The sequence below is a fragment of the Streptomyces sp. NPDC059917 genome (genome assembly GCF_042730635.1).
Lineage (GTDB): Bacteria > Actinomycetota > Actinomycetes > Streptomycetales > Streptomycetaceae > Streptomyces.
In genome coordinates, this window is sequence record NZ_JBHWLC010000008.1 from 17,435 (window position 1) to 28,919 (window position 11,485).

The 11,485-nt window shown below is 72.6% G+C and carries 11 protein-coding genes; 5 read left to right on the forward strand and 6 right to left on the reverse strand.

The genetic code is table 11. The annotated features are described in order from the left end of the window. The first annotated feature begins 114 nt into the window (after positions 1–114). Together ACFWAR_RS06970 and ACFWAR_RS06975 are read left to right on the forward strand one after the other, a co-directional pair. Positions 115–948: an inositol monophosphatase family protein gene (locus tag ACFWAR_RS06970; RefSeq protein ID WP_385773889.1), complete on the forward strand. Its 834-nt coding sequence runs from the start codon at positions 115–117 to the stop codon at positions 946–948. Positions 949–1,005: 57 nt separating this feature from the next. Further along, complete coding sequence (locus tag ACFWAR_RS06975; RefSeq protein WP_385773891.1) at positions 1,006–1,650, forward strand: NADPH-dependent F420 reductase; 645 nt, start codon at positions 1,006–1,008, stop codon at positions 1,648–1,650. A 14-nt stretch (positions 1,651–1,664) separates the two neighbouring features. Here the strand turns inward: ACFWAR_RS06975 and ACFWAR_RS06980 are convergent, their stop codons facing one another. After that, a complete protein-coding gene (locus tag ACFWAR_RS06980; RefSeq protein ID WP_385773893.1) occupies positions 1,665–3,029 on the reverse strand; it encodes a hypothetical protein in 1,365 nt (454 codons plus the stop codon). Positions 3,030–3,180: 151 nt separating this feature from the next. Beyond that, on the reverse strand, positions 3,181–3,408 hold the full coding sequence (locus tag ACFWAR_RS06985) for a hypothetical protein (protein ID WP_385773895.1): 228 nt from the start codon (positions 3,406–3,408) through the stop codon (positions 3,181–3,183). A gap of 198 nt (positions 3,409–3,606) precedes the next feature. Between ACFWAR_RS06985 and ACFWAR_RS06990 the strand changes: the two genes are divergently transcribed. Together ACFWAR_RS06990 and ACFWAR_RS06995 are read left to right on the forward strand one after the other, a co-directional pair. Next, positions 3,607–4,146, forward strand: coding sequence for an ArsR/SmtB family transcription factor (locus tag ACFWAR_RS06990; RefSeq protein ID WP_385773897.1), 540 nt, complete (start codon positions 3,607–3,609; stop codon positions 4,144–4,146). Between the two features lie 17 nt (positions 4,147–4,163). Next, positions 4,164–5,438, forward strand: coding sequence for an MFS transporter (locus tag ACFWAR_RS06995; RefSeq protein WP_385774153.1), 1,275 nt, complete (start codon positions 4,164–4,166; stop codon positions 5,436–5,438). Positions 5,439–5,458: 20 nt separating this feature from the next. Here ACFWAR_RS06995 and ACFWAR_RS07000 read toward each other — a convergent pair whose 3' ends face one another. From ACFWAR_RS07000 to ACFWAR_RS07015, 4 genes are all read right to left on the reverse strand, one after another. Then, on the reverse strand, positions 5,459–5,911 hold the full coding sequence (locus tag ACFWAR_RS07000) for a DoxX family protein (protein WP_385773899.1): 453 nt from the start codon (positions 5,909–5,911) through the stop codon (positions 5,459–5,461). A 125-nt stretch (positions 5,912–6,036) separates the two neighbouring features. Then, positions 6,037–6,276 carry a chaplin gene (locus tag ACFWAR_RS07005; protein WP_385773901.1) on the reverse strand — a complete coding sequence of 80 codons (240 nt, stop codon included), beginning with the start codon at positions 6,274–6,276 and terminating at the stop codon, positions 6,037–6,039. A gap of 194 nt (positions 6,277–6,470) precedes the next feature. Beyond that, positions 6,471–8,540 (reverse strand): transglycosylase domain-containing protein, encoded by a 2,070-nt coding sequence (locus ACFWAR_RS07010; protein ID WP_385773903.1) that lies wholly within the window; start codon positions 8,538–8,540, stop codon positions 6,471–6,473. 272 nt (positions 8,541–8,812) lie between these two features. Further along, on the reverse strand, positions 8,813–9,766 hold the full coding sequence (locus ACFWAR_RS07015; RefSeq protein ID WP_385773905.1) for a LysR substrate-binding domain-containing protein: 954 nt from the start codon (positions 9,764–9,766) through the stop codon (positions 8,813–8,815). 254 nt (positions 9,767–10,020) lie between these two features. On the opposite strand from ACFWAR_RS07015, the gene ACFWAR_RS07020 reads away from it, so the two are divergent. Then, positions 10,021–11,436: a 2-hydroxymuconic semialdehyde dehydrogenase gene (locus tag ACFWAR_RS07020; RefSeq protein WP_385773907.1), complete on the forward strand. Its 1,416-nt coding sequence runs from the start codon at positions 10,021–10,023 to the stop codon at positions 11,434–11,436. The last annotated feature ends 49 nt before the right edge of the window (positions 11,437–11,485 follow it).

Consider the following 11,485-nt stretch of genomic DNA (forward strand, 5'->3'; position numbering starts at 1 on the left):
TTGTCGTTAATTGGTGGGGGCCATAACTTCGGAGTGCGGCAAGGGGAGCGGCGCAGGTCGCCCCCCGCACCGCCCGCCCGACCGACGTACGGACCGAAACCAGGGGAGCCCTCCATGAACACTGCCGTTACGACCGCCACCGCCACCGCCACCGCCGCTGTCACCGACGCGTTCCTGTCCGAGGTGACCGCCGCGGTGAAGACCGCCGGTCTGATCCTGCTCGACCGCTTCACCCCGCAGGCCCGGGGAGTGAGCCTGGAGGAGGTCGTGGCGGAGATCCACGCCAACGACGACGCGGTGCTGGCGGTGCTCCGGGAGCCGCTGCTGCGGGCCCGGCCGGGGTCGCGGTGGGCCGAGGACGAGTTGGCCGGGGGCGCGCTCCCGGCGGGGGAGTGGTGGGTCGTCGACCCCGCCGAGGGCAACATCAACCACGTCCACGGCATGTCGGACTGGGCCGTGACGGCCACGCTGGTCCGGGACAACCACCCGGTGCTCACGGTCGTCCACCTGCCGCTGACCGCGGACACCTACACCGCGGTCGCCGGCGGCGGCGCCCACCTCAACGGCCGCCCGCTGAAGGTGTCCGCCAAGACCGATCTGGGGGCGGCCCTCATCGGTACCGGCCAGGCCAAGCCCGGCGAGGACGAGGCGACGTTCCGGCGGATCGGCGACTCGGTCACCGCCATGCTCATCAACGGCCTCGTGGTGCGGGTGTCCGTGCCCGCGACGATGCAGCTCATCCACGTCGCCGCCGGGCGGACGGACGCGTTCTGGCAGTTCTCCGACGTCCGCTCCGGACTGGTCGCCGGCGCCCTGCTGGTCTCCGAGGCCGGCGGCACCGTCACCGACCTGGCGGGCGCGCCCTGGAGCACCGCCAGCGGCGACTTCCTGGCCGCCGCCCCCGGCCTCCACCGGGCCACCCTGGACATCCTGCGGCCGCTCGCCTGACGCGGCCGCTCCTTCCTCCCCCCTCCGACGCCCCACACCCACAAGGAGCACCACCCCATGACCCACATCGGCATCCTCGGCACCGGCCGGGTCGGCGCCAACCTCGCCACCAAGCTCGCCGCGGTCGGACACCAGGTCACGCTCGGCGGCCGTACCCCGAAGGAGAACGCCGCCCGCGCCACCGGTCTCTCCCCGCGGATCTCCTTCGCCGACCAGCGCACCACCGCCCGCACCACGGACCTCGTGATCAACGCGACCCCCGGCGACAGCGCCCTCGACCGCCTGGCCGACCTGCGCACCGAGCTGGCCGGCAAGATACTCGTCGACGTCTCCAACGCCACCCACCACGCCGAGGACGGGCTCCCGGGCGACCTCGTCCACCCCGGCAGCAGCCTCGCCGAGAAACTCCAGAGCGCCCTCCCCGACACCCGGGTCGTCAAGACCCTCAACACCATGCTGTTCATGGTCATGACCGCTCCGGAGATCCTGACCACCCCACCGACCGCCTACCTGTCGGGCGATGACGACGAGGCGAAGAAGACCGTCACCGACCTCCTCGCGGACCTGGGCTGGCGTCCCGAACAGATCGAGGACCTCGGCGACATCACGACGGCCCGCGCCACCGAAGCCATGGTCCTCGTGGTCCCCCACGTCCTGCGCCGGAAGGGCTTCGCCCCCTTCGCCATCTCCCTGGCCCGCTGACCCCGCCCACGGGTTCACGCCCGCTCGGGGGTGGGCGGCGGGAGCCGGGGCGCGGCATCGGCGAGGATCGCGCGGCGGGCGGCGAGCGCGGCGGCGAGCAGGCTCTCGTCGAGCATCGTCTCGCCGTCCCGGGTGGAGTCGTTGACCGGGATCCGGGTACGTCGCTCGATCAGTGCCGTCAGCGACGGCAGCGCGGGCAGCGCACGGCGGCCCATGCGCGCCAGTCCCTCCGCGTAGTACTCGCCGATGCCGTAGGCGTCGAGGTGCGGTGTCATGAGGGCGAGGACGCGGGGCGCGGCGGTGGGACCGGCGTGCCGCAGCCATAGTGGTGCGCACACCGCCTGGAGGCGCCCGGGCCGTTTGAACGTCAGGTTGTACAGCTGGGCAGCCTGGCGGAAGCTCAGCGGACCCGCGTCCAGCAAGGCTCCGAAGAGTTCGGGGGCGTGGCGGAGCCGACCGGTGTCCACGGGCTTGGCCCGCAGGATCGCGGCGGCGGTGGCGCTGTCGTACACGGGCCCCTGCGGCGGGCTCGAACTGCCGAAGAGGTGGCGGGGCCGGGGATACGGGGTGACGGCGACCGTGGCGAACAGCGCGCCGTGCGCACGCATCGCGGCGCGCGAGACGGAGGCGGTGGTGAGGGCTTCGGCCATGGCAGGGCTGACGTCCGGTCCGCAGTGACGGACGAGGAGCGGGAGGAGCGCGACCGGGGCGGCCCGCCAGGTGTGACAGGCCTCCCGGGCCAGGCCCGCGCCGATGTCCCGGGTGACGGGGTCGCGCAGGAGCCGCGCCGTCAGCGCGTGGACGTGCCGCTCGCGCCCCAGCCCGCACAGGACCCGGCCCCAGCGCCCCCCGACACCGTCCAGGTGGATCGCCGCCGCACCGGCATCGGCGAGCAACGCCCCGTCGAGCGGCGGCCATTGGCGTACCGGAGCGACGCGCAGGGCCTCCAGGCGGGCGAGGAAGCGTACGGAGGGAAGGGGGTCCTCCCCCAGGTGCGCGAGGGAACCCTGGAGATGATCGGCGAGGACGGTGCGCACCACGGGGTCGGTGAGTTCCCCGAGCGCCCGGAGCCCGGCGTCCCGACCACCGGCCCGCACGACGAGGTGCGCGGCTCGGCGTCGTACCTCGTCATCGGGGTCGGCGAGCCGCGCGAGCGCGGCCGCGGCGGCCTCGGGCCACGGGCTGCCGGCCTCGGCGCACGACAGGAGGTCCAGGGCCGCGCGACGCGTGAACGGGGCGTCAGCGGAGGAGAGTCGCAGCAGTCGGAGGGATACGGGACCGGCGCGGTCGGCGCGCAGCGCGTCGATGACCGCGATGCGGGACGGGTGGCCGGCCACGGTGACGTGCCCCGCGGCCACGGCCTCGTCCAGCCACTTCATCGGACGGGGCGGTGGCCGCCCTTCCCTGTACGGAGGTGAGTCATGCGGCCGATGATGCCATGCGCGCCGTCGTCGACGGGGAGCACGCGTCCGGCCGTCGTCCAGCGCGCGGGGCCGGGAGCCGCTCGAGCCGCCGATCGAGGGACGGTCCTCAGACCGTCTCCTGGTGCCGGGGCGTCCTTCGTGTCCTGACCCCGACGACGACGAGGACCAGCCCCACGGCGACGATGCCGAGGTAGGCGGCGGGCGGGAGGTCGACGACCTTGTGCAGCCAGCCCCACTCCGTGTCGAAGAAGGTTCGCGACCCGAAGCCGATGAGCCCCTGGGCTCCTACGACGTAGCCGATGCTTTCGAGGATGTATCCGATGGTTGTTCGCACGGATCAACCCTCTCGTGGCGGCGCCCCGAGATCGTCCTCCGCAGGGCCCAAAGCGCGGTAGGCCAAAGGGTGTAGTCGCCCCGGGTCCCCCTCCCGTTCCGCCCGCCGACCAGCGGGAACGTCGGTGCCCGGCACGCCCGAACGCCCGCTCGGCATATGCCCTTGCTTAATGGTCAAGAATCGTTGACCATTACTCCCATGCCAACCGATGACGTCCCCGAGACGTTCCACGTCACCACCGACGAGCAGCTGCGCGCCGTCTCCAACCTCACCCGCCACCGGATCATGGCCGTGCTCCGCTTCGAGCCGGCGACGATCACCCAGATCGCCGCGAGGGTGGGCCTCGCGAAGGGGAGTTCCAGCTATCACGTGCGGCTGCTTGAGCGCGCCGGCCTCGTCAAGGTCGTCCGGACGCGCAAGGTCCGCGGGGTCACCGAGCGGTACTACGCCATGGCCGCGCGGTCGATCGTGCTGCCGGACCCGGGCGAAGGCGGCCCGGACCTGCTGATGCGGCACGCGGTGGCCGACCTGGAGGCCTCGCCCGCGGACGGTGAGCGGCACGTGCGGATGGCGCACCTGCGGCTCACCGACGAGCAGTTCGCGGACCTGGGGGAGCGCTTGCAGGCCCTGGCGGACGAGTTCCGGGAGCTGTCCGATCCGGCGCTCCCGGACACGTCGCTCGTCTTCGCGCTGTTCCACCCGGCGGCGCGCCAGCAGGCCGAGGAGGACACCAAGTGAGCACCGAAACAAAGAAGTTGCCGACCGGGTTCGGGCGGCTCTGGACCGCGCAGACGGTGTCCTCGCTCGGCGACGGGGTGATGCACGCCGCCCTGCCCCTGCTCGCGCTGACCTTGACGCGGGACCCGATGGCGCTCGCCGTCGTCACGGCCGCCGGAACGCTGCCGTGGCTGCTCTTCGGCGTGCTCGGCGGAGCGCTGGTGGACCGCTGGGACCGTCGACGCACGATGTGGGTCGCGGATGCGGCGCGGGCGGTGCTGCTCGTGATCCCCGTGGTGGCGGCGGCGCTCGACCTGCTGAGCATCGCGCTGCTCGCGGCCGTCGCCTTCCTCCTCGGCATCGGCGGACTCTTCTTCGACACGGCCGCCACCGCCTACCTGCCGGACCTGCTCCGGCGCGACCCCGCACTCCTGGAGCGCGCCAACTCCCGCTTGCGCGGCGCCCAGACGGCCATGTCGGGCTTCGCCGGTCCGCCCGCGGGCAGTGCGCTGCTCGCGCTCGGTCGGGCGGTTCCGCTGCTCGCCGACGCGGTGTCGTTCATGGTCTCCGCCCTGCTCGTACGTACGCTGCCCGCCGTACCCCGACCCGCGCCGGAGGTCCGCGAGTCGCTGCTCCGGCAGGCGCGGGCGGGGGCCTCGTACGTCTTCCGGGACCGGCTGCTGCTCGGGCTCGCGCTGCGCCCGGCCGTCGGGAACGTCGCCTTCCTCGCCGTGGAGACCGTACTGGCCCTCTTCGCCCACGACCGGCTCGGCGTCGACACCTTCGGCTTCGGCCTGCTCCTCACGGCGGAGGCCACCGGCGGCCTGCTCGGCGCCGCCATCGCCTCCTACCTGGGCCGACGACTGGGCACCGGCACCGCACTGACCTGCACGGCCACCGTCGAAGGGCTCGCGATCCTGGGCCTGGCCGCCGCCCCGAACGCGTACGTCGCCGGGCTGGCGCTCGCGGTCTGCGGGGCCGGCATGGGCGCCACCATGGTGCTCGGCCCCTCCCTGCGGCAGGCGATCGTACCGGCCCACCTCATGGGGCGGGTCGCCTCCACCTCCCGCATGCTGTCCATGTGCGCCGCCCCCATGGGTGCCTTCCTCGGCGGCTGGCTCGCCACCGCCTTCGACCTCCGCACCCCGCTCTACGCCGCGGCCGCGATGCTCCTGGCGATGACGGTCGTCACGGCGTCCATGACCAACAACCGGCGGGTCGAAGCGGCGCTGGACGCCGCCGCCCGGGACGCCGCTCCCGTTCCTCCGGCACCCGGGGCTCCCGTACGGGAGGGCGCGTCCCAGGGCGTGTGACGGGCCCCGCGCGCAGCGGATCAGCGCAGTCGGCCGAGCAGCTCGACGGTCTCGGCGCGCCGGTTCCAGGCGATGACGGCCAGCGGCACCATGAACAGGAACGGGGTCCCGGCGTTCTCGCCGTGCATGGCGGTGAGCTGGGTGACGAAGGCGAACACCAAGAAGACGATCAGGGCCGTGGCGGCCGGTCCGGTCAGTCGGCGGACCAGCAGCCCGACCGCTCCGGCCAGCTCCACCAGTCCGGTCAGGTACATGAACCAGTGGCCCACGCCGATGGAGTCGAAGACGGTGGCCGCGGCGGGGAGCGCCAGCAGCTTGGGCAGCGCGCTGGCCAGGGCGAAGAAGAGCGCGAGCAGGATCCGCAGCGTCCAGACCACCCGGACGACGGCCTTGCCGGACTTCGTGGCCGAGGGGGTGCCGGTAGCGGCGGCGGTGGTGGTCGTGGCGGGCGTGGTGGCGGCGGTGCTGGACATGTGAGGTCTCCCCGGTCGGCTGTCGTGGCTTTCTCGGGTATGACCGCCGCCACCGCCCGAACTCATCGGTCCCGGAGGAGGAGTTTGCGGCAGTTCCGCCCCGGGCCGGGGTCAGGCCGGGGGCGTCACTTGTTGATGCAGGTGCTGCCGCCGGCGGGGTTGAGGAGGCCGAGCACGTTGATGCTGTTGCCGCAGACGTTGATCGGGATGTGGATCGGGACCTGGATCACGTTGCCCGACAGGAGGCCCGGAGAGTTGGCGGCCACGGCCGAGGCGCCCGCGTCGGCCGACGCCGCGGTCGCTCCACCGACGACGGCCATGCCGACGGCGATCGCGAGGGCTGCGCTCTTCAGAAGACGAGACATGAGGGCTCTCCTTGTTGCTCCAGTGGCGCCCGGGCGCCAGCGGCCCGGTACCGGCCCGCACCCCCTCTTCGGCACGGGGCCGCAGTACGGTTCGGCCCGAGCCGGTCCGTTCACCCGAAGGGGGCCGTACGCGGCGGCATCCGGCCCAAGGGCGAAGCGTCCGCCGGACCTGTGGGTACGGCCTACGGCTCCGGCTACGGCCGCGCGGGCGTGACGGCCTCGTTGTAGGCCTTCCAGATCAGCGGCGGGAAGGCGCTGCCCCGCTCGGAATCGGGGCCGCCCACGCCCTGCATCGGCAGCAGCTGCGGGACGTCGGGCTTCGTGCGGAACATCGCGACCGAGGTGCTCAGGTCCGGCGTCGCGCCGATGAACCAGGCGGAGTTCATGCGGTCGTTCGGACCGGTCCTGCCCGCCCAGGACGGGACGAAGGTGCGCGCGTCCTTGGGCGGTCCGAGGGTGGTCCAGCTCACCTGGCGCAGCGCCGAGCTGACGGCCGCGGCCGTGTCGGCGCTGATCGCCCGCCGCGGCTTGCCCGGACCGAAGCCGGCGTCCACCACGACGCCGCCCCGCTCGACCTTGGTCACCGAGTAGGGGTCGGCGGCCCGGCCCTGGTTGACGAAGGTCGTGTAGGCGCTGGCCAGCCGGACGGCGCTGGGGGTGGAGGTGCCGATGGAGAACGTCGGCTCCAGCTTGGCCATGCTCTCCTCGCGCAGCCCCGACGCGACGGCCACCTCCTTGACCGTCTTCAGCCCGATCTTCTTGCCGGTCTCCACGAACGGCGTGTGGTCGGAGTTGACCAGCGCCGCGTGAAGGGCCGCGGACGACGCCGACGCCGCCCCCGCCGGTTCGGGCCTGGGGGGAAGGGTGCCCGCCGTGGCGGTGGGGCGGTTCCTGCCGGTGGACTCCTCCTCCAGGGCGGCCGCGTACACGAAGGGTTTGAACGCCGAGGCCGCCGGAACGCCCGAGGTGTCCGCGTTGTTGGTGAAGTGCTCGATCGCGTCGGAGCCGCCGTACACCGCGACGACCGCCCCGTCCTTGGGGCGTATCGAGGCGGCGCCGACCTGGACGTACTCGTCCTCCGGCCGCTTCTTCGGGTCGAGACGCTCCGTGCGCACTTGTTCGACGGCCTTGGTCAGCGCCAGCACCTTGTCCTTCTCGAAGGTGGTGTGGACGTTGTAGCCGCCACCGGCCAGGTCCTTGTCCGTGATCCCGCTGCGGCTCTTGATGTACTTGTTGGCGATGTCGACGAGGTAACCGGTCTGCCCCGCCTGGCTGGTCGGCTTGACGCGGGGCTTCGGCTCGGGGAACTGCGTGTACTTCGCGCGTTCCTCGGCACTCATCGAACCCGTGGTGACCTGGCGGTCCAGGATCCAGCTCCAGCGGTCCGCGGCGCGCTGGTGGTTGTCGGCGCTGAGGGAGGGGTCGAAGCTCTCCGCACCCTTGAGCACCGCTGCCAGCAGCGCGCCCTGGCTCGGGTTCAGGTCCTTGGCGGGGATGCCGTAGTAGGCGTACGCGGCCGCCTGGACGCCGTACGCGTCGCGGCCGAACCAGGAGGTGTTGAGGTATCCCTCCAGGATCTCGGTCTTGGGCCGCTGGTTGCTGACCTTGAGGGAGAGGAAGAGTTCCTTGACCTTGCGCGTGACGGTCTGGTCCTGGCTCAGGTAGGTGTTCTTCACGTACTGCTGGGTGATGGTGGAGCCGCCCTGGGTCTCCTGGCCCTTGAAGATGTTGACGGCGGCGCGGCCGATGCCCGTCACCGAGACGCCCGAGTCGCTGTAGAAGTCCGCGTTCTCCGCCGCGATGACGGCGCCCTGGACGGAGTCGGGAACCTGGGCGAGCTTCACGTCCTGCCGGTTCACATTGCCGACGCTCACCATCCGGCTGCCGTCCGCCCAGTAGTAGACGGTGGCCTGGCGGCTCGCCGAATCGTGCGGGTCCGGTATCTCGACCTGTATGTAGACGGTGACGAAGAGGCCGGTGAGGGCCGCGACGAAGAAGAGGAACAGGCCGCAGACGAGCTTCCAGGAGGGCGTCCAGCGCCGCCAGCCGCGCCGCCCGCGCCGGGGGAAGTCGATGAGCCGGCGCCCGACCTTCCTACGGGCCGACCTGCGTCTCTCCGCTCGGCCCGGCGGGCGCCCGGTGCGGTCGGTGCGGTCGGTGCGGTCCGTGCGATCCGCTCGGTCCGGACCTGCCGTTCGCTCGTCGTGACCAGTGGCGTCCGTACCGTCGGTGCCATCCGCGCGGCGTTTGTGGGGCAGCCTCATGGGGGATGCGGACCTCCTCGATCGCGAGCCGTCGCTTCGGGGCGGCGACGGACTCGGCCGGGAAGATGATCACATCGGGGTCGCGGTTGGGTCGTTCACAAAATCTTCAAAAGCGGCACGGGACTTGGAGAGTGACGTATGGGGTGAGGCGGACAAACCACTTGAGGTGCGGGCGAGATGGACGGTGCGGGCACACCCCGCTCACCGCGCGTCCGCACCACTGGCGGGTCACCAAATGTCGTCGGAGTCGTCACCGAGGAATTCCCCGGGCCTCAGGTGGGTGGGCCGACCAGGTGGGCGGCCTCCTCGTCCAGGTGTTGGAGGAGGGCCTGGAGGGCGGGGGTGCGGGTGCGGTGCGAGGCTTCCGTCGTGCCCACCGTCCGGCTCACCGAGGGGAGGTCGACCGGTAGGGCCGCCAGGCGTTCGTCGTCGCGCAGCACCAGCTCGGGCAGCAGCGCCACCATGGTCGTCTGGAGCAGCAGGGCGCGCATCGTCAGGATCGACGTGCACTCCACCCGGTCCACCGGGAGCGCCAGGCCCTGCTCCACGAACAGGGCCTCCAGTTCCTGCCGCAGCGCGGTCTGTTCCACCGGCAGGATCCACGGGTACGCCAGCGCGTCCGGCAGCGTGAGCGGCTCGGGCTCCGTCCCCGCCGGGGGCCGCGGGGCCAGGAGGGGGTGTCCGGCACGGACCGCCAGCATGATCCGCTCCCGGTACAGCATCCGCTGGTGCAGCCGCTCGCCCTCCTTCGGCGCCGGGCCCACCCGACCCACGATGACGTCCAACTCGCCGCCCAGCAGAGCGGGATGGAGCACATCGACGGTTCCCTCGCGCACGACCACGGTCAGCCGGGGGCGCTCCTGCTTCAGGCGGGCGATGGCCCGGGGGAGCAGGACGTTCGCACCGGCGAGCAACGTCCCCACCGTCACCGTGCCCTCGTGGCCCTGCCGCAGGCCCTCCAGGTGCTCACCGGCCCGGCGGACCTCCGTGATCACCGCCCGCGCGTGTCCGGTCAGCGCCTCCCCGTAGACGGTGGCGCGCATGCCGCGCGGCTCGCGCACGAACAACGGCAGGTCGGCGATGGCCTCCAGTTCCCGCAGGGTGCGGGTGGCGGCGGGCTGCGTGAGGTGCAGCGCCTGCGCCGCCCGCGCCACGCCCCCGTGCTGCACGATCGCGACCAGGAGCGTCAGGTGCCGGAACTTCAACCGGCCGTCCAGCAGGTCCATCGGGGCCGCTCCTTCCAGAGGGTTCTGTCCGCCGTGGTCTCTCCGCCGTACGCGCCGTGTCCGGGCGGAGCGCTGGCCGGTTCCCGGCGGTTTTGCAGGCCGCATCTGACCCTTCCATATCCGAACCGCTATGGGAACCACATGATTTGGCATTGGTTAGGCATACCGATGTCGGCGCATGATGTCCGCACGATCCGGGGTCCAGAACCGAAGGCCCCGACCTGCTAGGGGAGGTCTGCAAGGTGAGCGCACCTGTGCGGCATTACGTGGGAGGCGGGTTCGACGCGTCGGGCGATCCGTTCCCGCTCGTCGACCCGGTCAACGGGCGCACCGTCGGCGAGGTGCCCTCGGCCCCCGTCGAGGTGGTCGACCGCGCGGTGCGCGCCGCCCGGGAGGCGCTGCGCGGGCCGTGGGGTGCGTGGAGCCCCGCCGACCGGGCCCGAGCACTGCACCGCATCGCCGACGGCATCGAGCGGCGGTTCGAGGAGTTCGTCGCCGCGGAGTGCGCCGACACCGGAAAGCCCCGCGAGCTGGCGGCCGCCGTCGACATCCCGCGGGCCGTCGCCAACTTCCGCGCGTACGCCGAGCTCCTCGCCGGGCGCGCCGAGCGGTCCTGGCACACCACGACCCCCGACGGGCGGGGCGCGCTGAACTACACCGTGCGCAAGCCGCTCGGCGTGGTCGCCGTGATCTCGCCGTGGAACCTGCCGCTGCTGCTGCTCACCTGGAAGGTCGCCCCGGCCCTGGCCATGGGCAACACGGTGGTGGCCAAGCCCTCCGAGCTCACGCCCGGCACGGCCTGTCTGCTGGCCGAGGTGACCGCCGAGGCCGAACTACCCGCCGGGGTCTTCAACCTCGTGCACGGCCCGGGCGCCGACGCCGCAGGTCAGTGGCTCACCGAGCACCCCGGCGTGGACGCGATCGCCTTCACCGGCGAGTCCGGCACCGGCACCACCATCATGCGCGCCGCCGCGGCCCGCCTCGCACCGGTCTCCTTCGAGCTGGGCGGCAAGAACGCGGGGCTGGTCTTCGCCGACGCGGACCTGGACCGGGCCGTCGCGGGTACGCTCCGCTCCGCCTTCACCCACAGCGGCCAGGTGTGCCTGTGCACCGAGCGGCTGTACGTCGAGGCCCCGGTCTTCGACGAGTTCGCCGAGCGGCTCGCCGCCGGGGCGCGGGCGCTCGGCGGCTACGGGCCGATGATCTCCGCCGCCCACCGGGACAAGGTGCTGGGTCACCTGGCCAAGGCGGCCGCCGACGGCGAGGTCCTCGCGGGAGGCGGCGCGCCGCGCTTCGGCGACGAGCGCGACGGCGGTTTCCACGTCGAGCCGACCGTGCTGACCGGACTGCCCGAGGACCACCCGGCGGTGCGCGAGGAGATCTTCGGCCCCGTCGTCCACCTGGCGCCCTTCGACACCGAGGCGCAGGCGCTCGCCCTGGCCAACGCGGGCCCGTACGGCCTGGCCGCCACGGTGTGGACGGACGATCTGACCCGCGCCCACCGGGTCGCCCCCGCCCTGGAGGTGGGCATCGCCTGGGTCAACACCTGGAACCTGCGCGACCTGCGCACCCCGTTCGGCGGCGTGAAGGCCTCCGGGATCGGGCGCGAGGGCGGCGACCACTCCCTCGACTTCTTCTCCGAGCCGATGAACGTGTGCGTGAAACTGTGACCCACGACCCCGTGACCCACGACCCTGTGGCCCATGCCCCCGTGACCCA